The sequence below is a fragment of the Staphylococcus sp. TCBT05 genome, from assembly GCF_055179755.1.
In genome coordinates this window covers 1-22,608 of record NZ_JBUQDQ010000025.1, presented here as the reverse complement: position 1 = coordinate 22,608, position 22,608 = coordinate 1, and the positions used below count along the sequence as shown (strand labels likewise).

Genomic DNA, 22,608 nt, shown 5'->3' with positions numbered 1-22,608 from the left:
ATTTAAGAACTGCGAATTGTTTGCGAGACACCTGAGGGAGTAAGATGAGTGTCGAGACCGAGACTCGCTACCTTAGGAAAGCAAGCAATAACAAGCCCATCAAAAATCTTTGATGGGCTTAATGCTAGGTATTTATGTTCTAGAGGCTTGATTAATATATATTTGGTTTTTATATATAAAGTTAACTTACTTTTTTTATTTTTCTATTCATCGTAATTTTTTGATAATCTATTTTATCATTACTCATTAATAAAGCACCTAGACAAACAAGGACAATAATAATTAGCGACATCACAATATAAGTGTTTTGAAAACCGATAATTACATAAAGTTTCCCCATTACTAAAGAGAAAAATGCCACCCCTAATTGCTTCGCTACATTAAATGCAAGCATGTAAACTGTAGCAGATAGTCTAATATCAAATGTACCTACGATATATTTCATTATAGAAACTAACATTAGTGGCATTTCTATCGCTGCTAATAGTCTAAAGAATGATAGTAACCAAACTTCATCTGTGAATGCCGTACCTATGACCCTCAAAAATAAAATAATACCAAATAAGAATAAGCCATTCTTAGAACCTATTTTATTAATTATCCATGGCATAAATATCATAACAACCGCTTCAATAAAAATTTGAGTTGAAGTTAATTTACTAAATAATGATTCCCCATTACTTTGATTTGTAAAAAATTTAACAAAATAATTAGGAAACTGTTGATCAAATACATCATATAAACTGGCACTACCAATAATTAATAAACACAATCCCCAAAAACTTTTATTTTTAAATAACTTTAGAATCGTATTTTTATTTACATATGCTCTTTCATTTTTCGTTTTATCATCCTTTTGATATTCAAATGCGTTAACTTTAACAGACCAGAGAATAATACCAAGTAATAGTGCTACTATAGTACATACCCAAAATATACTATTGGGCTGTTTCACAAACATAATGCCACCAATAAATGCGAACGAACCGCCAGCAATTGAACCAAATAATCTTGCATGGCCGTATTCAAAGTTATTTGCTCGGCTCGATTTTTCACAATATGATTCGACGACCCCCACACCACTATACAAACACAAACTAATAAATGAACCACCTAATACACTACCTAACAGCACATTCATATTGATTAATGGAATAAAAGCATATTCAAAAAATGGTCCTATTAGCAGTAAGCAAAAAATAACAAATGCAAACAAATACTTTTTTAATCCTAATTTATCTTGTATGACGCCATAAATTGGTTCAAGTACAATTGCTACAATAGACATTGTTGAAAATACAATTCCAGCTTCTGCTGTGTTTAAATGTGCTACTCTATTTAACCACAATGGCAAAAATGTAATGATTAATGTCCAGATAGCAAAATAAGAGAAATTAATGCCACCAAATCTCCAAAATGTAATACGCTTTAAATTAATCAATGGCATCACTTCCAATTACCTTGGTAGAATGAGGTGTTGAACGCGTATCAACAACAGGTGAACCAAAATCCGGCCAACCATTATACCATTCTATTAATTGCGCACGTGCATGACGATTTGGATCATACAATGGATCGCCCTCAATCTCTGTATAATTTCTAGCATGATAGACCAACACATCATGCAAGTCATCTTTAGATTTTGTAAATGAATTATGTCCTGGACCGTATTGTCCATTTTCAATAGCACTTGTAAATACAGGTTCTTCAACTTTATCCCAAGCATTAACATCTAATAGATTACTATCTACAGAAGCAACAAGCATTCCCATACAGTAATCAATACCTGTTGCACTCGCAGAATATGTTAAAAATATACGTTGCTCTTTTATTAAAATGGCCGGCCCTTCATTTACCCAAAAACCCTTACACTCCCAGTCATATTCGGGTATCGTTAACATTGTTGGTGACCCTTTTAATGTCCATGGATTTTCCATTTCAGAAATATAGATATTTGAGTGTCCTGGTATCTCTATATCTTGTTGTGCCCAAACATAATATAAACGCCCATTTAATTCAAAAACGGTTGCATCCAGCGAAAATGTTTCCCATCCTGTATCTATTTTCCCTTTATCTATCCAGTTATCTGTAAGTGGGTCATCATTACTATTCTCTAAGACGAACATTCTATGATTAAATGTATCATCCTCAATGTAATCATTTGGTGCTGCTGCATAATAGATAAACCATTTATCATTTATTTTATGAATTTCAGGTGCCCAAATCAATGCGCTTTTTTCTCCATCTAAATCTTTAGTCCATACAACATGTTCTTTTGCTTCATTTAGCTCATTCAATGACGATGCTTTCCTCAAAACAATACGGTCATATTTCGGATAAGAACCAGTAAAATAATATGTTCCTGATTCCTTAAAAACAAACGGATCTGCTCTCTGTATTACAATTGGATTGTTTATCTGCTCCATAAAATCCCCCTTAACCCCTTTTTTATGAAAACGTTTACAATTACAATGTATTATATTTGTCCGTATAAGTCAATATATTTTAATCTTTGTCCGTACAAATAAAAGATAATATTGAAATCTTTCTTTAACAAAAAGTAAGTCAAAAATAAACGAGTTTACTTATCTCTATTAAATAAGTAAACTCGTTTGTTAAAATTATTTGTTACTATAATTTTTCATAAAAAATAATAATGATTGTAATTCTATACCTAAATCAATATGATGAACTTGCACATCAGATGGCGTAGATACACGACTTGGTGTAAAGTTTAATATCCCCTTCACTCCAACATCTACTAACTTATCTGTTACTTGCTGCGCAACATCTTCAGGTGTAGTAAGGATTACGATATCTATTTGTTCACGTTCTAGAACCTCGGTAATATCTGCATAATTACTAACACTTACTTGACCGATTTCAGTACCTATCACATCTTCTCGTATATCAAAAGCTTCCGTTATTGTCATTTCATCATGGATTGAGAAATTGTAAGTTAACAATGCTTTACCTAAGTTCCCAACACCAACAATGGCAATTTTAATTTCATCATTTTCACTAATTTCATTTTTGAAAAAGTGTAATAAGCTATCGATATTATAGCCATAACCCTTTTTTCCTAGTTCTCCAAAATATGAAAAATCACGACGAATAGTTGCAGAATCTATATTCAATCCTTCGCTGATTGCCTTTGAATTCACTCTATCTATACCTTTTGATTTTAATGTATTGACGAATCTGTAGTATAACGGTAAACGTTTCAACGTTGCACGAGGAATCTTATCGCTTTGATTAGCCAAGATCATGTCCCCCTAATTTAAATAATAATACTAAATAATCTAATAATTACTACAACATTATACATTAATGATATATAAAAATAAACACTGATAGTTTTATCCATACGCTTTATACGGTAAAATAGATTTTGAATAGAGAGGTGCAAATTCGAATGATATTATTACAATTAAACGATATTACAAAATCATTCGACGGGGATGATATTTTCAACAACGTAGATTTAGAAGTTAAGACGGGGGAACGTATCGGTATTGTTGGACGTAACGGAGCTGGTAAATCTACATTAATGAAAATTATTGCAGGTGTCGAAGATTATGATTCTGGACATATATCAAAAATTAAAAATTTAAAAATGGGTTATTTAACACAACAAATGACTTTAAATACCAATCAAACGGTAATCGCAGAAATGACGAAGCCCTTTGAACATATTAAAGAAATGCAAGAACAAATGAAATTTGAAACAGATTGGTTAGCTAAACATGCAGAGGAATATGATACTGACGAATATAAAGCACATATTGCGCGCTATGAAAGTATCTCAAACCAATTTGAGCAACAAGAAGGCTATCAATATGAAAGTAAAATTAAAACTGTATTACATGGATTAAACTTTACGGAAGATGATTTCAATCGACCAATTAACGATTTCAGTGGTGGACAAAAGACTAGATTATCTTTAGCTCAAATGTTATTGAATGAACCTGACCTGCTACTATTAGATGAACCTACTAACCACTTAGATATGGAGACGACACAATGGCTTGAAAGTTACTTAAATTACTTTAAAGGCGCTATTATCATAATCAGTCATGATAGGTACTTCTTAGACAAAATTGTTAATCAAATATATGATGTCGCACTTGGTGATGTACAACATTATGTTGGAAATTATGGTCAATTCATTGAACAAAGAGATAAATATTACCAAAAAAAGATGCAAGAGTATGAAAGTCAGCAAGCAGAAATTAAAAAATTAGAGACATTCGTAGAAAAAAATATCGCTCGTGCATCAACTTCGGGTATGGCAAAAAGCCGACGTAAAATGTTAGAAAAGATCGAACTTATTAATAAGCCTATCTTAGATGCTAAAAGTGCAAATATTGAATTTGATTTTGAACGCAATACGGGTAACGATGTTTTTCATATAAAAAATTTAGCCATTGGTTACGACGAACCAATCACTTCAAATATCAATTTAGAAATTACCAAAGGTGATCATATCGCGATCATTGGACCAAATGGTATTGGTAAATCTACGCTGATCAAAACTATAGCAGAACGCCAACCAAAAATTTCAGGCGACATCACTAAAGGTGCAAACTTAAAGATTGGCTATTATGACCAAAAGCAAGCAGAATTTAAATCAACAAAATCAATTCTTGATTATATTTGGGATCAATACCCTACCATGAATGAAAAAGATGTTCGAGCAGTATTAGGCAGATTTTTATTTGTACAAGAAGACGTAAAAAAAGTTATCAATGATTTATCAGGTGGAGAAAAAGCACGTCTACAACTTGCACTATTAATGCTGGAACGTAATAATGTATTAATTTTGGATGAACCGACTAACCATTTAGATATTGATTCTAAAGAAATGTTAGAGCAAGCTTTATTAAATTTCGATGGTACATTGTTATTTGTTTCCCACGATCGCTATTTTATCAATCAATTAGCTAACAAAGTATTTGATTTAGACACAACGGGAGGCACGCTCTATTTAGGTGACTATCAATATTATGTTGATAAACTAGAAGAAACTGAAGCATTAAAATCTAAGCATGAACAATCACAGGTAGAACAACAAATAGACAATACACCTAAAACAAATAATTACATTGATCAAAAGCAACAAAAGAAAGAACAGCGACAAATCACTCGTAAAATAGAACAATGTGAATTAGCAATTGAAGATTACGAAGCACAAATCGATGATTTAAACGTTCAACTCACTAAACCTGAAATTTTTTCAAATCCAGATAAAGCAAATGATATTGCAATAGCAAAAGCAGAAACCGAACAAAAATTAGAACAGGTTATGTCAGAATGGGCAGAATTACAAGAATTATTACAATAATATCCTGACTTACACTTAAGCCAATGTATATTTTAATACATCGGCTTTTTTCATAGGATATATTTTACACTTTTTTATACACAATAAAAATCCTTGAATTGTAAGCTATCCACAAAGTTATCCTAGTTATACACAGGTAAAAAGTAACTTTTATTGCTGTGATTTTTTGGAAATACACTCCATATCCACATTAATCTTCTTATTTACCCACAACTTATGCACTTATTGTTAATAAGTACGCACGTTCCCTATTGACATTGTTCAGACGTTTTAATATTAAGAACCCACATTGTTATCTCTTTATATGAATGTCATAATAAAAAAGGACTTCACTATATAGAGAGAAAGGACTGTGTTTCACCATGCCCACGATTTTGTGGTTCTTTATTGCTTTTGTTCTAGCTAGTTTAATTATTGCGATTATTTCTAATATCGTAATTAATTACCGTCTTAAGAATGATATTAAAAACTTATGGTATAGACAAAAACCACTAGAGTGCTTTATTCGTCCATACCATCGTTATCATTATCAATACGATACATTCAAACATCAGCATCAATCAGACAAATTAATCGATGATAAAACATGGTCTGATTTAAATATGGACCAGTTATTTCAAAATATAAACTTTAATTTCACTTCTATTGGTGAAATGCGTTTATACGCTACTCTAAGGCAAATGTATCAAGTGAAGAATGAATCATTAATCAAGCGATTTAAATCAAATGTATCATTCAGAGAAAATGTCTCCATTCACTTAGCAAAATTAGGTAAATCAATTTATCCATTGTTTCCTAATCAGTTAGCATACATACAGCGAAATAATTTTTATATGGCCTGTACTTACCTACCATTTATCTTTCTCATATTATCTATATTCAATGCTAAATATGGATTATTACTTACCATAGCTTCACTATTATTTAATATGGTATTGAGTGGAACGATTCGCAAAACATTTGACCAAGATTTAAATTCTATATTCTATACTTCAAATGTAATTAAACGTGCTTATGATATTCACAAAATAGATGGTACACCAGAAACAGCTGTGAATTTTAAACACTTTGTAGTAGCACGAAAGTTCAGTGGTTTATTAGGGAGAGCTAATTCTAATGATGAAACCTTCATACTTATTATGTTAATTAAGTTAATATTTATGTTTGATTATCATGTTTTCCATCTCATTCAAAATAGCTTTAAAAAATATGAATCCGAAGTCATGGCATGCTATGACTATGTTGCAGAAGTAGATAATCATTATGCAGTAGCATTGTGGCGAGGAACGTTAGATGAATATTGCTTACCTCAAGTTGTAAATCATCAAGAAGTGACCTTTGAAGGATTGACCCATCCCTTAATTCCAAATGCTGTACCAAATACTTTGAATGTTGATAATCATATTTTATTAACTGGTTCAAATGCTTCAGGAAAATCAACATTTATGAAGGCAATCGCCTTAAACCTAATTACAGCTCAAACTATTCACACTGCAACAGCAACTATATTTAAATATCAACCAGGTTATGTCTATACATCAATGGTTAACCAAGATGATATTCTTTCTGGTGACAGTTACTTTATGACCGAAATAAAGTCAATCAAACGCCTATTTGATTTAACACTAACTGACCATATTTATTGCTTTATAGATGAAATATTTAAAGGAACAAATACCACTGAACGTATAGCAGCGTCTGAAGCAGTACTCAATTATTTTGACCAACAAGATGGTTATACAGTTATTGCTGCAACGCACGATATTGAATTATCTGAACTATTAGATCATCAATATTCCAATTACCATTTCAATGAATCCATTTCAGGTAACACAATAGACTTTGATTATAAGATTAAATCTGGAAAAGCTGACACACGAAATGCTATTGAATTATTACGTATCACTGACTTTCCAAATTCTATTTATGAACGCGCAAAATCGACAACACAATAACTTTACTTTGTATAAATAATTAAGCTACACGTTAGTTGAAATTGCCAAATACTTCTTACCTAAGTTCAAAGTTAAGACGGTGTACTTACTTAATACAACATGACACTCTGTTACAAAAATATAAAAATCCAGCAAATGAGCCATTTCATTTGCTGGATTTTGATTTAAATTTTTATATTTATATTTCAATTTGCAACTGAATTTAATTTCTTAAATAGTAAGATCGATGCAAGATCAAATTAATGTTATTCAGCATTAATCATCCAAGTAACCCCAAATGGATCATTAAACATACCATATAATTCTGACCACTCTGTCTTACCTAAAGGCATCGTTGCTTCACATCCCGCTTCTACTGCCTTATTAAAGAAGTCTACTGCACGTTTTTTCGCTGCTTCATCTGATTGATCAAATGTGAATGCAACAATCGCACCACTGTTATCAATTTTTTTATTTTTCCATGTATCACTACAATAAAATGTTTCGCCAAACACTTCAAATGAGGCATGCATAGTGAAATCCGCATCTACTTTATATTCATCTGGCATGTCGTCAAACATCTCATTGTCTCCACCTAAGCGTTGGATATTTGTTGCTCCTAAATGCTTTTCATAGAAATTTAATGCCGCTAAGCTATTTTGAAAATTAAAATATTGAACTGCTTTCATAAATAAGTCCCCCTAATTTTTATCCTTTGCTATGTTTTTTATATTTTGATACTAAAATGTTTATACCCATTTTAACTAAATTTAAATATTACAATTCTTTGCATAAATTAAAAAGATAGTTCGCAACAAAGGCAAACTATCTTATCTAGCATACAAATTCTATTTAAAAAACTTATTGTGAAAAGAGTTCAATATCCATATTACCAAAGCCATTTAGCGCTAGGTCAGCAGTCGCACTCTCTATATATAGATAATACCCTGCCGCTCCTATCATCGCAGCATTGTCTGTACATAACTTAGGACTCGGTATAGCTAAACTAATATTATTTTCTTTACAGGCTTCATTTAAAGACTGTCGTAATCCTTTATTACTAGCAACTCCGCCAGCAACGATCAAGTTTTGTACGTGATATGCATTGCATGCAGCTATTGTTTTACCAACAAGTACCTCGACAACACTGTTTTGAAAACTTGTTGCCACATCTGCATTATTTATAGTTTCACCCTTTTGCTTCAAATTATGAAGTTTATTGATGACTGCACTTTTCAGACCACTAAAACTAAAATCATAGCTATCTTTTTCTAGCCATACACGCGGAAATTCATATACATCCGCACCTTGTGCAGCTAATTTATCTACTTGTGGACCACCAGGGTAGCTTAAACCAATTGTTCTTGCTACTTTGTCATATGCCTCACCAACTGCATCATCCCTCGTTTCACCTATTACTTCAAAGTTCAAATGATCCTTCATATAAATTAATTCAGTGTGACCACCAGAAACAATAAGTGCAATAAGAGGAAACTGAAGCGGCTCTTCTAAGTGATTGGCATAAATATGTCCTGCAATATGATGGACAGGTATAAGTGGTTTATCATATGCAAAGGCTAGTGCTTTAGCAGCATTAATGCCCACTAATAGTGCACCTATTAATCCAGGACCCTGTGTAACTGCTATCGCATCTACATCTTCCATGTTGATACCTGCTTCTAACAACGCTTCATCAACAGTTGTAGTTATACCTTCTACATGGTGTCTACTAGCTACTTCAGGTACAACCCCACCAAAACGCTTATGGCTGTCAATTTGACTTAATACGATGTTACTCATTATTTGTGTGCCATTTTTTATAATACTGACACTTGTTTCATCACAGCTTGATTCAATTGCTAATATAACCGTATCTTTATTCATTTAAATTCACCCACATGACTAACGCATCCTCACCTTCACCGTAATAATTTTTGCGCTTTCCTCCATATTGAAAACCCAAATTTGTGTACACATGTTGTGCTACCGTATTTTCTACTCTTACTTCCAAACTCATAACATCGCATTTTGATTGTGCATAATTCATGGCGTATTTTAATAATAATTGTCCTAAACCATAACCTCTAAATTCTTTATCTATAGCTACAGTAGTAATTTGCGCTTGATCAATAACTATCCAAATGCCTATATATCCAATGATTTGTGCATCATATTCAATTATGAAATAATTTGCAAATTCATTCTTTTCAATTTCATGGAAAAAAGCATCAATTGACCAACTACTATCATTAAAACTAGCCCGCTCTATATCAAATACTTGTGGTACATCATCCTTTGTCATAAATCGTATATTTAATTCTTGTTCTGTTGGTTTAACCAATTTCTCTCAGCCTCTGATAATTTAATATAGTTTGGTGTGAATTCATGCACATTTTCGGGTGACTCGAGCATTTCTATCATATATTTTGCTTGGGGTATATTTGCAACACATTTACCATCTAGATGTATCTGCAAATGGTCTGTGTCAGGTCCAACAAACGTATAATCTTCCCCCAGTTCATGTAATGCTTGTAGTAATTGAGTAATTGGCAAATATTGGTCTTCAATAACAGTTACAAGTTGTTGATCAACATATTTATACACACCTGTATAGACCGCTTCTCGTCTCGCATCAAACACAGGTACAATAAGACCTTGTTCATTTTTTGCAGTTGCTGCAAGCGCCTTTAATGAAGAAACACCGTATAATTTAGCATTCATTGCATAGGCTAATGTTTTAGCAACTGTTACTCCAATTCTTAATCCGGTATAAGAACCAGGTCCTTTTGCTACAACGATACCATCTATTGCACTTTTATCTAAACCACTATCTGCTATAACTTGCTTAATCGACGGCATTAATTGTATGGAATGATTCTTTTTAATATTCGTATTAATCTCACTTAGCGTTTCTTTATCTTGTACCACTGCCACTGATAATGGTTGATTCGATGTATCAATCAAAAGATAGTTCACGTTCAACTGCCTCCTTTATTTTTTGATAATGCGTACCGTGCCCTTCTATCGTAATTGCTCTTTCATGTTCTGAGATTGTATGAATATTAATTGTTAAAAATTCTGATGGGAGAAATTCTGCAATAAATTGACTCCACTCGATAATGACTACAGCATTATCCTCAAAGTATTCATCAAACCCTAAATCTTCATCGGATTCTTCTAATCTATAACAATCCATATGATGTAATTTAACATCGGTTCCTTGATAAGACTTAATAATATTAAATGTTGGTGAATTGATATTTCTACGAACACCGAGTCCTTTACCAATAAATTGTGTAAGTGTTGTTTTGCCGGCACCTAAATCGCCATTAAGCAAGATTATATCTTGTGCACTTACATGTTTCACTAATACTTTAGCAAAATGTTCCATTTCGTCTAAATTTTTTATCTTAATCATCGTTAAACTCCTTTACACGTCAGTAACGCATGGTTATTCGCACCTTGTATTTCAAAATAAAAATATACTGACATTTACATCTGAGCGCATTTTAACTATTATGCTCCATGAATTAAATGACTTACCTATAATAAATTACATTATTGATTTTTCTGATCAGCTTGTACATCACATGCTAAATTTAGATTAAGTACATCCGTCTAGATAATAGAAATTGTGTATTACGCGTTAACCTCTAGTCAATCATAGGAATTAGCAAGCATAATGTCTAATAAATTAACTCCTATATTTTAACAAATTTTAAGTCACTTTACTTCAACATAATATAACTAATTCAATAAATTGTAGTTATTTGAATTGTAAGAAAATTACAAATAGTTATTGACATCATCACATCGATGTAGTAAATTTAATTTATCAAATTTTTAGATATTTCTAACAAATCAAAAAATAAACCATTCTATCGAAAGGAGCATAATAAAATGATGCAAAGTACAATGCAATATCAACCGACAACTTCAAATATTTTAGTCATTTTATTATGCTCGTAGGACTGGAACTTTAGTAAAGAAATTACTAAGAGTTTAAGTCCTCTTTCTAGTTGAATGGGACTTAAAAACGTCCCAATTATTATTGGGACGTTTTTTTATTTTCAATTTTATGGGGGAATCAAACATGAGAAGCGATATGATCAAAAAAGGAGATCATCAAGCTCCAGCAAGAAGTCTTTTACACGCTACGGGCGCTTTAAAACAGCCTACCGATATGAATAAACCTTTCGTAGCAATCTGTAATTCCTATATTGATATTGTCCCTGGACATGTTCACTTACGAGAATTAGGAGATATTGCTAAGGAAGCAATTAGAGAAGCAGGTGCGATTCCTTTCGAATTTAACACAATTGGTGTTGATGATGGTATTGCCATGGGACACATTGGCATGAGATATTCACTTCCATCACGAGAAATCATCGCAGACGCTGCTGAAACAGTTATCAATGCACACTGGTTTGATGGCGTATTTTATATTCCAAACTGTGACAAAATCACTCCAGGAATGTTGCTAGCATCTGTAAGAACAAATGTACCAGCAATCTTTTGCTCAGGTGGTCCAATGAAAGCTGGATTATCTTCTCAGGGTAAAGCCTTAACATTATCTTCGATGTTCGAAGCTGTTGGTGCATTTAAAGATGGTTCAATTTCAAAAGATGAATTTTTAGACATGGAACAAAATGCCTGCCCTACTTGTGGTTCTTGTTCAGGAATGTTCACAGCTAACTCAATGAACTGTTTAATGGAAGTATTAGGATTAGCATTACCTTATAACGGTACTGCATTAGCAGTCAGCGAACAACGCCGTGAAATGATAAGAGAAGCAGCATTCAAATTAGTAGATAACATTAAAAATGATTTAAAACCAAGAGATATCATCACTGAAGAAGCAATTGATGATGCATTCGCATTAGACATGGCTATGGGTGGATCTACAAATACTGTATTGCACACATTAGCAATCGCTAATGAAGCAGGTATTGATTATGATTTAACAAGAATTAATGAAATTGCTAAAAAGACACCTTATTTATCAAAAATAGCTCCAAGTTCATCATATTCAATGCACGATGTTCATGAAGCTGGCGGTGTTCCTGCAATCATCAATGAATTGTTCAAAAAAGAAGGTACATTACATCCTGATAGAATAACTGCAACTGGTCAAACCTTACGACAAAATAATGAAAATAAAGAAATTTTAAATAGCGACGTAATTAGACATCTAGACAATCCGTATGACAAACAAGGTGGACTATCAATATTATACGGAAATATAGCTCCTAAAGGTGCAGTCATAAAAGTTGGTGGTGTTGATCCATCTATCAAAGTATTTAAAGGAAAAGCAATTTGTTTCGATTCACATGACGAAGCTGTTGAAGCAATCGACAATCATACTGTTAGAGAAGGACATGTCGTAGTAATTAGATATGAAGGACCTAAAGGTGGACCTGGAATGCCTGAAATGCTAGCACCTACTTCTTCAATCGTTGGTCGTGGGTTAGGTAAAGATGTTGCCTTAATTACAGATGGTCGATTCTCAGGTGCAACAAGAGGTATCGCTGTAGGACATGTATCTCCTGAAGCAGCAGCTGGTGGACCTATCGGATTAATCAACGATGGTGATGAAATTACAATTGATTTAACCAATCGTACATTAGATGTTGATGTATCTACTGAAACATTAGAAGCTAGAAAGCAAGACTTAAAACCATTTAAAGCAAAAGTTAAATCTGGTTACCTTGCACGTTATACAGCATTAGTTACAAGTGCAAATACGGGTGGAATTATGCAAGTACCTGAAAACCTTATCTAAGGAGTGAGAACAATGTCTAAACAAATTGAAACACTTGAGTATGAAAAGTCAGAAAATTTTGATTCTTTGGAAGCAGCCCATTCAGTAGAGCCCGAAGTTGAACTCGAGCAAGATACAGTAGATGAAATGCGTTCTGGTTCTGAATTATTAGTTGAATCTTTAGCAAATGAAAATGTTGACTTTATCTTTGGTTATCCAGGAGGTGCTGTCCTTCCCCTCTATGACACATTCTATGACGGTAAAATAAAACACATTCTAGCTAGACATGAGCAAGGTGCAACACATGCAGCCGAAGGATATGCACGTGTATCAGGAAACACAGGTGTGGTTGTTGTTACAAGCGGTCCTGGAGCTACAAATGCTATCACTGGCATTGCAGATGCATATAGTGATTCGTTACCACTTGTTGTAATTACAGGTCAAGTTGCAACAGCAGGAATTGGAAAAGATGCTTTCCAAGAAGCAGATTTACTTTCTATGACAACACCGATTACAAAACACAATTATCAAGTCAAAAATGTAAATGAAATTCCTAAGATTATTCATGAAGCATTTCATATTGCAAACACAGGTCGTAAAGGGCCAGTTGTAATAGATTTTCCTAAAGATATGGGTATTCTTTCAACAAATGCACAGACGACAGACGAACTAGAATTACCTGGATACCACGTAGCTGATAAACCAGCTGAAAATGAAATTCAAAAATTACGTGACTATTTAAAATCAGCAAAAAAACCAATTGTTTTATCAGGAGCAGGTATAAATCATGCAAAAGCAAATGATGTATTCACTGAATTTGTGACTCGACATCAATTACCTGTAGTAAGTACATTGCTTGGCCTAGGCGCTATACCATATGAACATCCCCTCTTCTTAGGAATGGGAGGCATGCATGGATCATACGCTAGTAATATGGCACTAACAGAATGTGACTTACTCATCAACTTTGGTAGTAGATTTGACGATAGACTAGCAAGTAAACCTGATGAATTTGCACCAAACGCTAAAATCGTACACGTAGATATTGACCCTTCTGAAATCAATAAGATTATCAAAGTTGATTTAGGTATCGTTGCTGATTGTAAAGCTACATTAGAAGCATTGTTAGACTATGAAAGTTACTCAATAAAACACGATGATTGGTTAGCATACTGTAATAGTAATAAAGAAAAGCATCCATTTTCATATAGTAAAGATGAAGACGAATCATTTTCAAAACCACAGCGTGCGATCGAGTATATCGGTGAAATCACAGATGGTGATGCAATTGTTACTACGGATGTTGGTCAACACCAAATGTGGACAGCTCAATACTATCCATTTAAATCTCATGGACAGTTAGTAACAAGTGGTGGTTTAGGAACGATGGGCTTTGGTATTCCAGCTGCTATTGGTGCAAAATTAGCATCTCCGGATAAAACAGTTGTATCTATTGTTGGTGATGGTGGATTCCAAATGACAAATCAAGAAATGGCAATACTTGAAGAATATGGTTTAGACATTAAAGTAGTTCTAATAAATAACGGGACACTTGGTATGGTTAAACAATGGCAGGATAAGTTCTTTAACAAACGTTTTTCACACTCTGTATTCAATGATCAACCAGATTTCTTGAAATTAGCAGAAGCCTATAATGTTAAAGGATTCTTAATCGATGATCCTACACAATTAGAACAACAAATCGATGCAGCATTTAATCATGACGGTCCAGCACTTATTGAAGTACGTATTTCACCGATAGAGCCTGTAACACCTATGGTACCTAGTGGCAAAGCGAACCATGAGATGGAGGGACTATCATGAGAAGAACATTTAGAACGAAAGTAAGAGATAAAGCAGGAACATTAAATAGATTAACGAGTATCTTTGTACGTCGACAATTTAATATCGTCACACTTTCTGCAACACCTACATTAGAAGATGGTATATCAGATATAACATTTGTAGCAGAAGTGCCTGACACAGATGTATTAAGAAATTTAATTCAACAACTAGAGAAACAAATAAACATTATACACGTCGAAGATATTACTGATACTAATACTTATAATAGAGAATTAGTATTAGTGAAATTACAAACACCATCTAATAATGCACAGTTAGAAAAAGTAATAAAACCGTATGATGCGCTAATCTCTATATTAAAGAAAGAAGATGATTATACCTATCTTCAAGCATCTGGTCCTCAATATACAATGGACAACTTATTAGACGATTTATCATCATATGGTATTGCACAAGTTTCTAGAACTGGTTCAGCAGGTATTATTTAGTTGAGTTTTTAGAAAATTTAAAAAATTTATTTAAAACATGGAGGATTTTATTATGACAACAGTTTATTATGACCAATCAGTTACAAAAGACGCATTACAAAGTAAAAAAGTAGCAATCGTGGGATATGGTTCTCAAGGACATGCTCATGCACAAAACTTAAAAGATAACGGCTATGATGTAATCATCGGTATCAGACCAGGAAGTTCTTTCGATAAAGCTAAAGACGATGGTTTCGAAGTTTACCCTGTAAATGAGGCAGCAAAACAAGCTGATGTCATCATGATCTTATTACCAGATGAAATTCAAGGCCAAGTATATAAAGAAGAAATCGAACCTAATTTAGAACCAAACAATGCATTAGTGTTTGCACATGGATTTAATATTCATTTTGACGTAATTCAACCACCAGCAGATGTAGATGTATTCTTAGTAGCTCCTAAAGGTCCAGGTCACTTAGTTCGTCGTACATTCGCTGAAGGTAGTGCAGTCCCTGCCCTATTTGCAGTTCAACAAGATGCTAGTGGTGAAGCTAGAGACTTAGCTTTAAGTTATGCTAAAGGCATCGGTGCAACACGTGCTGGTGTATTAGAAACATCATTCAAAGAAGAAACTGAAACAGATTTATTTGGTGAACAAGCAGTACTTTGTGGTGGTGCTACAAAATTAATTCAATCAGGTTTCGAAACATTAGTAGAAGCTGGTTATCAACCAGAGATCGCTTATTTCGAAGTTTTACATGAAATGAAATTAATCGTTGACCTAATGTATGAAGGCGGTATGGAAAACATGCGTTATTCAATTTCGAATACTGCTGAGTTTGGAGATTATGTATCAGGACCACGTGTAATTACACCAGATGTTAAAGATAATATGAAAGCTGTATTAGAAGATATTCAAAAAGGTAACTTTAGTGATCGTTTCATTAAAGATAATGAAAATAACTTTGAAGAATTCCATAGATTACGTGAAGAACAACACGGCCATCAAATCGAAGCTGTCGGTAAAGACCTACGCGAAATGATGCCATTCATTAAATCAAAAAGTATTCAAAAATAATTTGATTCTTAAATAGCTAACCATCGTAATTAAAGCATTATAAGTCATTTTATATTTAAATTCATAACAATATAAATCACTTATGATGCTTTATACATTACGATTGAATAAAGCGACTATAAAACCTTCAGGGGATGCTATTTAACTATCAATAATTACAACAAATGTTAGGAGATGTTTAAAATGAGTAGCCATATTCAAATTTTTGATACAACACTAAGAGACGGCGAGCAAACACCTGGGGTTAACTTTTCTTTCGACGAACGACTAAAGATTGCAAAGCAATTAGAAAAATGGGGCGTCGATATAATTGAAGCAGGATTTCCTGCATCAAGTTCAGGCAGTTTTGCATCAGTTGAAGCTATTTCAAAAGCTTTAACAACAACAGCAGTTTGTGGACTAGCACGTTGCGTAAAATCCGATATAGACGCAGTTTATGAAGCAACTAAAGAAGCCGCTAAACCAAGAATACACGTATTTATCGCAACTAGCCCCATCCACCGCGACTCAAAACTAATGATGACTAAAGAAGAAGTATTAGCTTCTATTAAAGAACATGTAACTTACGCAAAGCAATTCTTCGAAGTTGTTCAATTTTCACCTGAGGACGCGACAAGAACAGAGTTACCATTCTTAATCGAATGTGTACAAACAGCTGTTGATGCTGGTGCCACTGTTATCAATATCCCAGATACTGTAGGCTTCAGTTATCCTTCAGAATATGGTCAAATTTTTAAAACACTTCTAGATCAAATTAAAACAAATCAAGATGTAATTTACAGTGCACATTGCCATGATGACTTAGGTTTAGCTGTTGCTAACAGTATGGCTGCTATTGAAAATGGCGCTAAACGAATTGAAGGCACCTTAAATGGTATTGGGGAACGTGCAGGTAATACAGCTTTAGAAGAAGTTGCACTTGGCCTTTACGTTCGACAAGATCATTACAATAACCAAACACAAATTAAACTTGCTGAAACTAAACAAACTTCAGATTTAATTTCAAGATTTGCCGGCATTCGAGTCCCAAGAAACAAAGCAATTGTTGGTCAAAATGCATTTAGCCATGAATCAGGAATCCATCAAGACGGTGTTCTAAAGAATCCTGAAACATACGAAATTATGACACCACAATTAGTTGGCGTTGATACTACAGAACTTCCACTTGGAAAGCTTTCAGGTAAGCATGCATTTGCAGAAAAATTAATTGCGCTTGGATATGACGTTTCTCCTGAAGAACAAAAAGTATTATTTAAGCAGTTCAAAGCAATTGCTGACAAGAAAAAATCTGTTACCGATAGAGATATCCACGCATTAATTCAAGGTACTGAGCACGAACAAAATGCAATTTATCAAGTCGAGACATTGCAATTACAATTTGTCTCAAGTGGATTACAAAGTGCAGTAGTAGTCATTAAAGACAATGAAGGTAATACCTATCAAGATTCAAGTATTGGTACAGGTTCAATCGTTTCCATCTATAATGCAGTTGATAGAATATTTAATAAGGAAACAGAATTAATTGATTATACTATCGATTCTGTTACAGAAGGTACTGATGCACAAGGTGAAGTACACGTACAACTTAAAATTAATGACCAGATTGTCACTGGTGTTGGCATCGACCATGATATCCTACTTGCATCATGTAAAGCTTATGTAGAAGCTCATGCAAAATATGCAGCTAATACATCTAAGAAAGAAGGTATACATTCATGAGTTACAAAATAGTAGCATTGCCAGGTGACGGAATTGGTCCTGAAATTTTAAATGGTTCATTAGAAGTCTTAGAAAAATTAAGTGAACAATTCAATTTCGATTATGAAATCGAGAGTCACGACTTTGGTGGTATCGCTATCGATAATCATGGCAAACCACTTCCAGAAACAACATTAACCGCTTGTAAAAATGCAGATGCGATCTTACTAGGTGCTGTGGGGGGACCTAAGTGGACAGATCCAAATAATAGGCCTGAGCAAGGTTTATTAGGTATACGTAAAGCATTGGGTCTATTTGCTAATATTCGCCCCACTACAGTAACAAATGGCACAAGTCATTTATCCCCTATCAAAGAAGAACGCGTAGCAGGAACAGATTTTATTTTAGTAAGAGAGTTAACTGGAGGTATCTACTTCGGTGAGCCAAAACATTGGAATGACGAATCAGCACTAGACTCTTTGACTTATAGCCGTGATGAAATTGAGCGCATTGCTAGAGTTGGATTTGATTTAGCACAGAAACGTCATAAAAAACTTACTTCTGTAGATAAAGAAAATGTTTTATCTTCTAGTAAATTGTGGCGTAAAGTCATAGATGAAGTTGCGAAAGATTATCCTGAGGTTGAAGTAAATCATTTATTAGTGGATGCTTGCGCAATGCATTTAATTACCAACCCATCTCAATTCGATGTCATCGTTACTGAAAACTTATTCGGTGATATTTTAAGTGATGAAGCTTCAGTAATTCCTGGTTCTTTAGGTCTTTCACCTTCTGCTAGTTTTAGCGAACAAGGCCCAAGACTTTATGAACCAATTCATGGTTCTGCACCTGATATCGCCAATCAAGATAAGGCTAATCCATTTGGAATGCTACTTTCAGTTGTAATGTGTTTACGAGAGAGTCTTAATGAAAATGAAGCAGCTACAAAACTTGAAACTGTAATTTATCAATTAATTAAAGAAGGCAAGACAACCCAAGACCTAAATGGTCATTATAAAACATCTGAAATATTTAATTTTGTAAAAGAAAATCTATAAAAGGAGGAGATGTCATATGGGTAAAACACTATTTGATAAAGTTTGGAATAAACATGTCTTAACTGGTAAAGAAGGTGACCCACAGTTATTATACATTGATTTGCATCTAATACATGAAGTTACATCTCCTCAAGCATTTGAAGGTTTGCGTCTTCAAAACCGTAAACTACGTCGTCCGGATTTAACGTACGCGACACTTGATCATAACGTACCAACAATAGATATTTTTAATATTAAGGATGAGATTGCAAACAAACAAATTACAACTTTGCAAAAAAATGCTAAAGAGTTTGGTGTTCATATATTTGATATGGGTTCTGACGAACAAGGTATAGTGCATATGGTTGGACCAGAAACAGGATTAACTCAACCTGGTAAAACAATCGTATGTGGCGATTCTCACACTGCAACACATGGTGCATTTGGCGCTATTGCATTTGGAATCGGTACAAGTGAAGTTGAACATGTTTTTGCAACTCAAACACTTTGGCAAACTAAACCAAAAAATTTAAAAATTGACGTTACAGGGAAACTTCCTACTGGTGTTTATGCTAAGGATATCATTCTCTATCTTATTAGCCAGTATGGTGTTGACTTTGGAACGGGTTATGCATTGGAATTTACTGGTGAGACAATTCGATCACTTTCTATGGAAGCGCGTATGACGATTTGTAACATGGCCATTGAGGCCGGTGCAAAATATGGCATGATGCAACCAGATGATATTACATTTGAATATGTAAAAGGTCGTCCTTATGCAACTAATTATGAATATTCAATAGATGAGTGGAAAGAGCTTTACACAGATGATGATGCACAATTTGACAAAGTTATCACTTTAGATGTTACTAATTTAGAACCACAAGTTACTTGGGGAACAAATCCAGAAATGGGAGTGAGTTTCAATGAACCTTTCCCAGAAATTCAAAATGTTAACGATGAACGTGCATATAATTATATGGATTTGAAACCAGGTCAAAAAGCTGAAGATATTGAACTTGGTTATGTGTTCTTGGGTTCATGTACTAATGCAAGACTATCAGACCTAGTTGAAGCTAGTGAAATTGTCAAAGGTAATAAAGTACATCCAAATATTACCGCTATTGTTGTGCCTGGTTCACGTACTGTAAAAATTGAAGCTGAAAAACTAGGTCTAGATAAAGTCTTTAAAGATGCAGGATTTGATTGGAGAGAACCTGGTTGTTCAATGTGTTTAGGTATGAATCCGGATCAAGTTCCTACCGGAGTACACTGTGCTTCAACGAGTAACCGAAACTTTGAAGGTAGACAAGGTAAAGGTGCGAGAACACATCTCGTCTCCCCTGCTATGGCTGCAGCAGCTGCTATAAATGGTAAATTCGTAGATGTAAGAAAGGTTGTTGTTTAATATGGAAATCAAACCGATTACTACTTATACAGGAAAGGTTGTACCATTATTTAATGATAATATTGATACAGATCAAATTATTCCTAAAGCACATTTGAAACGAATTTCAAAAACAGGGTTTGGACCATTTGCATTCGATGAATGGCGCTATTTAGATGACGGTTCTGATAATCCAGACTTTAATCCAAATAAACCAGAGTATCAAGGTGCGAGCATTTTGATTACTGGTGATAACTTTGGTTGTGGTTCAAGTCGTGAACATGCAGCATGGGCACTAAAAGATTACGGATTTGATATTATTATTGCAGGTGGTTATAGTGATATTTTCTATATGAATTGTACTAAGAACGCCATGTTGCCTATCGTTCTAGATGAGCCTGCAAGAAAATATCTAGCAGAAGCTAAAGAAATTACTGTAGATTTACCTAATCAAACCGTTTATACATCAGAAAAATCATTCCACTTTGATATTGATGATACTTGGAAAAACAAACTTGTTAAAGGTTTAGATGATATAGCAATTACTTTAGAATATGAAGAACAAATTAAATCTTATGAAAAAACAAAAACATTTTAATCTTATTAAATAAAGGTGTGAAACTTATGACTGTAAAAACAACTGTTTCTTCTAAAGATATTGATGAAGCTTTCTTACAATTAAAAGATATAGTGAAAGAAACCCCTCTTCAAAAAGATCATTATCTCTCTCATAAATATGAGTGCGATGTATATTTAAAACGTGAAGACTTACAATGGGTACGTTCTTTCAAATTAAGAGGCGCATATAATGCAATCATTACTTTAAAAGAAGAAGAACGACAAAATGGAATTACTTGTGCAAGTGCAGGTAATCATGCTCAGGGCGTAGCGTTTACTGCTAGCAAATTAAATTTAAATGCAGTAATCTTTATGCCTGTGACGACACCACTACAAAAAATTAACCAAGTTAAATTTTTCGGTGGCACAAATGTAGAAGTCGTTCTTACAGGTGATACTTTTGATGATTGTTTGAAAGAAGCACTTACCTATACACAAGAACATCAAATGAACTTTATTGATCCTTTTAATAATATATATACAATTGCAGGACAAGGTACACTTGCAAAGGAAATCCTTAATCAATCTAAAGAAGATAATGTCAAATTTGATTACTTATTTGCAGCAATTGGTGGTGGCGGTTTAATTTCAGGTGTTGGCACATACTTTAAAGAACATTCACCTAACACATCCATTGTTGGTGTTGAACCAGCTGGAGCTAGTAGTATGTATGCCTCTGTTGTATTAGAAAATCAAATCGTAACATTACCTAATATTGATAAGTTTGTCGATGGCGCTTCAGTTGCACGTGTCGGTGAAATCACTTATGACATTGCAAAAAATGTTGTAGATGATTATGTTCAAGTACATGAAGGTGCTGTGTGTAGCACAATTTTAGATATGTACTCAAAACAGGCAATTATTGCAGAACCAGCAGGTGCATTAAGTGTAAGTGCCTTAGAACAATACAAATCAGAAATCAAAGGAAAATCAGTTGTTTGTGTCGTTAGTGGTGGTAACAATGACATCAATAGAATGAAAGAAATCGAAGAACGTTCATTACTCTTCGAAGAGATGAAACACTATTTCATCTTGAACTTTCCACAAAGACCAGGTGCATTAAGAGAATTTGTAAATGATGTATTAGGTCCAAAAGATGATATCACAAAATTTGAATACTTAAAAAAATCATCACAAAATACAGGTACGGTTATTATTGGTATACAACTTTATGAACATAACGATTTAGATCAACTTAAAGCCAATGTAGATGATTTTGATCCTTCAAATATTTATATTAACGAAAATAAAATGCTTTACTCACTTCTTATTTAATACTAATTAGCGTTTTTTCATAAAAAGAGCAATCATTTCAATATAAATGATTGCTCTTTTTAATTTGTAAAAACCATTTTTATAGTAACATTCGTTTTTTAGTACCTTTTACTTTCTTCTAGTGATTGAGAAGATAAGCTCCTTGGATCTAAAAAAAGAGACATTTCATTCTCTGCTTGCCTGTATAGTACCACTTATTACAG

Annotated in this window: 19 protein-coding genes; 11 read left to right on the top strand and 8 right to left on the bottom strand. The window is 33.7% G+C overall.

Translation table 11 applies throughout. The annotated features are described in order from the left end of the window. Positions 1–181 precede the first annotated feature (181 nt). The 3 genes from ACY191_RS06145 to ACY191_RS06135 all read right to left on the bottom strand — a co-directional run bounded on the left by ACY191_RS06145 (position 182) and on the right by ACY191_RS06135 (position 3,269). Positions 182–1,441: an oligosaccharide MFS transporter gene (locus ACY191_RS06145; protein ID WP_229366859.1), complete on the bottom strand. Its 1,260-nt coding sequence runs from the start codon at positions 1,439–1,441 to the stop codon at positions 182–184. Then, complete coding sequence (locus tag ACY191_RS06140; protein WP_229366858.1) at positions 1,434–2,426, bottom strand: glycoside hydrolase family 43 protein; 993 nt, start codon at positions 2,424–2,426, stop codon at positions 1,434–1,436. The genes ACY191_RS06145 and ACY191_RS06140 overlap by 8 nt, the downstream gene beginning before the upstream one ends. A 195-nt stretch (positions 2,427–2,621) precedes the next feature. Next, entirely contained in the window at positions 2,622–3,269 is a 648-nt protein-coding gene (locus ACY191_RS06135) for a redox-sensing transcriptional repressor Rex (RefSeq protein ID WP_107512835.1), read from the bottom strand. 146 nt (positions 3,270–3,415) lie between these two features. Here ACY191_RS06135 and ACY191_RS06130 point away from each other — a divergent pair, with 146 nt between their 5' ends. Next, positions 3,416–5,344 carry an ABC-F family ATP-binding cassette domain-containing protein gene (locus ACY191_RS06130; protein ID WP_229366857.1) on the top strand — a complete coding sequence of 643 codons (1,929 nt, stop codon included), beginning with the start codon at positions 3,416–3,418 and terminating at the stop codon, positions 5,342–5,344. A gap of 362 nt (positions 5,345–5,706) precedes the next feature. Beyond that, complete coding sequence (locus tag ACY191_RS06125) at positions 5,707–7,299, top strand: MutS-related protein (RefSeq protein WP_229366856.1); 1,593 nt, start codon at positions 5,707–5,709, stop codon at positions 7,297–7,299. Positions 7,300–7,544: 245 nt separating this feature from the next. On the opposite strand, the gene ACY191_RS06120 is transcribed toward ACY191_RS06125, so the two are convergent. The 5 genes from ACY191_RS06120 to tsaE all read right to left on the bottom strand — a co-directional run bounded on the left by ACY191_RS06120 (position 7,545) and on the right by tsaE (position 10,696). Then, on the bottom strand, positions 7,545–7,967 hold the full coding sequence (locus ACY191_RS06120; protein ID WP_042739413.1) for a VOC family protein: 423 nt from the start codon (positions 7,965–7,967) through the stop codon (positions 7,545–7,547). Positions 7,968–8,139: 172 nt separating this feature from the next. Further along, positions 8,140–9,162 (bottom strand): tRNA (adenosine(37)-N6)-threonylcarbamoyltransferase complex transferase subunit TsaD, encoded by a 1,023-nt coding sequence (tsaD, locus tag ACY191_RS06115; protein ID WP_229366855.1) that lies wholly within the window; start codon positions 9,160–9,162, stop codon positions 8,140–8,142. Then, positions 9,155–9,580: a ribosomal protein S18-alanine N-acetyltransferase gene (rimI, locus tag ACY191_RS06110; RefSeq protein WP_371663842.1), complete on the bottom strand. Its 426-nt coding sequence runs from the start codon at positions 9,578–9,580 to the stop codon at positions 9,155–9,157. Before rimI ends, tsaD begins: the two co-directional genes overlap by 8 nt. An 11-nt stretch (positions 9,581–9,591) precedes the next feature. Then, positions 9,592–10,254, bottom strand: coding sequence for a tRNA (adenosine(37)-N6)-threonylcarbamoyltransferase complex dimerization subunit type 1 TsaB (gene tsaB / locus ACY191_RS06105; RefSeq protein WP_042739416.1), 663 nt, complete (start codon positions 10,252–10,254; stop codon positions 9,592–9,594). Beyond that, a complete protein-coding gene (gene tsaE, locus ACY191_RS06100; RefSeq protein ID WP_042739417.1) occupies positions 10,235–10,696 on the bottom strand; it encodes a tRNA (adenosine(37)-N6)-threonylcarbamoyltransferase complex ATPase subunit type 1 TsaE in 462 nt (153 codons plus the stop codon). The genes tsaB and tsaE overlap by 20 nt, the downstream gene beginning before the upstream one ends. A gap of 675 nt (positions 10,697–11,371) precedes the next feature. On the opposite strand from tsaE, the gene ilvD reads away from it, so the two are divergent. The 9 genes from ilvD to ilvA all read left to right on the top strand — a co-directional run bounded on the left by ilvD (position 11,372) and on the right by ilvA (position 22,405). Beyond that, a complete protein-coding gene (gene ilvD, locus ACY191_RS06095) occupies positions 11,372–13,060 on the top strand; it encodes a dihydroxy-acid dehydratase (RefSeq protein WP_042739418.1) in 1,689 nt (562 codons plus the stop codon). Between the two features lie 12 nt (positions 13,061–13,072). After that, positions 13,073–14,863: a biosynthetic-type acetolactate synthase large subunit gene (ilvB, locus tag ACY191_RS06090; RefSeq protein ID WP_042739419.1), complete on the top strand. Its 1,791-nt coding sequence runs from the start codon at positions 13,073–13,075 to the stop codon at positions 14,861–14,863. After that, positions 14,860–15,333 (top strand): acetolactate synthase small subunit, encoded by a 474-nt coding sequence (ilvN, locus tag ACY191_RS06085; protein ID WP_042739420.1) that lies wholly within the window; start codon positions 14,860–14,862, stop codon positions 15,331–15,333. The genes ilvB and ilvN overlap by 4 nt, the downstream gene beginning before the upstream one ends. Before the next feature lie 52 nt (positions 15,334–15,385). Further along, positions 15,386–16,390, top strand: a complete 1,005-nt coding sequence (gene ilvC, locus ACY191_RS06080; RefSeq protein WP_229366854.1) for a ketol-acid reductoisomerase — start codon at positions 15,386–15,388, stop codon at positions 16,388–16,390. A gap of 183 nt (positions 16,391–16,573) precedes the next feature. Continuing rightward, positions 16,574–18,109, top strand: coding sequence for a 2-isopropylmalate synthase (locus tag ACY191_RS06075; RefSeq protein ID WP_042739422.1), 1,536 nt, complete (start codon positions 16,574–16,576; stop codon positions 18,107–18,109). After that, complete coding sequence (gene leuB / locus ACY191_RS06070; RefSeq protein WP_042739423.1) at positions 18,106–19,146, top strand: 3-isopropylmalate dehydrogenase; 1,041 nt, start codon at positions 18,106–18,108, stop codon at positions 19,144–19,146. The genes ACY191_RS06075 and leuB overlap by 4 nt, the downstream gene beginning before the upstream one ends. Positions 19,147–19,162: 16 nt before the next feature. Then, complete coding sequence (gene leuC / locus ACY191_RS06065) at positions 19,163–20,533, top strand: 3-isopropylmalate dehydratase large subunit (protein ID WP_042739424.1); 1,371 nt, start codon at positions 19,163–19,165, stop codon at positions 20,531–20,533. Position 20,534: 1 nt separating this feature from the next. Beyond that, a complete protein-coding gene (leuD, locus tag ACY191_RS06060) occupies positions 20,535–21,110 on the top strand; it encodes a 3-isopropylmalate dehydratase small subunit (protein ID WP_042739425.1) in 576 nt (191 codons plus the stop codon). A 26-nt stretch (positions 21,111–21,136) separates the two neighbouring features. Then, positions 21,137–22,405: a threonine ammonia-lyase IlvA gene (gene ilvA, locus ACY191_RS06055; RefSeq protein WP_042739426.1), complete on the top strand. Its 1,269-nt coding sequence runs from the start codon at positions 21,137–21,139 to the stop codon at positions 22,403–22,405. Positions 22,406–22,608 lie beyond the last annotated feature (203 nt).

Excerpts from the sequence above, each read along its gene's own strand:
- ACY191_RS06140 (WP_229366858.1), bottom strand. The coding sequence starts at position 2,426 with ATGGAGCAGATAAACAATCCAATTGTAATACAGAGAGCAGATCCGTTT.
- ACY191_RS06130 (WP_229366857.1), top strand. The coding sequence starts at position 3,416 with ATGATATTATTACAATTAAACGATATTACAAAATCATTCGACGGGGAT.
- ACY191_RS06075 (WP_042739422.1), top strand. The coding sequence starts at position 16,574 with ATGAGTAGCCATATTCAAATTTTTGATACAACACTAAGAGACGGCGAG.
- ilvC (WP_229366854.1), top strand. The coding sequence starts at position 15,386 with ATGACAACAGTTTATTATGACCAATCAGTTACAAAAGACGCATTACAA.
- leuB (WP_042739423.1), top strand. The coding sequence starts at position 18,106 with ATGAGTTACAAAATAGTAGCATTGCCAGGTGACGGAATTGGTCCTGAA.
- ilvD (WP_042739418.1), top strand. The coding sequence starts at position 11,372 with ATGAGAAGCGATATGATCAAAAAAGGAGATCATCAAGCTCCAGCAAGA.
- leuD (WP_042739425.1), top strand. The coding sequence starts at position 20,535 with ATGGAAATCAAACCGATTACTACTTATACAGGAAAGGTTGTACCATTA.
- ilvA (WP_042739426.1), top strand. The coding sequence starts at position 21,137 with ATGACTGTAAAAACAACTGTTTCTTCTAAAGATATTGATGAAGCTTTC.
- ACY191_RS06120 (WP_042739413.1), bottom strand. The coding sequence starts at position 7,967 with ATGAAAGCAGTTCAATATTTTAATTTTCAAAATAGCTTAGCGGCATTA.
- tsaD (WP_229366855.1), bottom strand. The coding sequence starts at position 9,162 with ATGAATAAAGATACGGTTATATTAGCAATTGAATCAAGCTGTGATGAA.
- rimI (WP_371663842.1), bottom strand. The coding sequence starts at position 9,580 with ATGACAAAGGATGATGTACCACAAGTATTTGATATAGAGCGGGCTAGT.
- ACY191_RS06125 (WP_229366856.1), top strand. The coding sequence starts at position 5,707 with ATGCCCACGATTTTGTGGTTCTTTATTGCTTTTGTTCTAGCTAGTTTA.
- ilvB (WP_042739419.1), top strand. The coding sequence starts at position 13,073 with ATGTCTAAACAAATTGAAACACTTGAGTATGAAAAGTCAGAAAATTTT.
- ACY191_RS06135 (WP_107512835.1), bottom strand. The coding sequence starts at position 3,269 with ATGATCTTGGCTAATCAAAGCGATAAGATTCCTCGTGCAACGTTGAAA.
- tsaE (WP_042739417.1), bottom strand. The coding sequence starts at position 10,696 with ATGATTAAGATAAAAAATTTAGACGAAATGGAACATTTTGCTAAAGTA.
- leuC (WP_042739424.1), top strand. The coding sequence starts at position 19,163 with ATGGGTAAAACACTATTTGATAAAGTTTGGAATAAACATGTCTTAACT.
- ilvN (WP_042739420.1), top strand. The coding sequence starts at position 14,860 with ATGAGAAGAACATTTAGAACGAAAGTAAGAGATAAAGCAGGAACATTA.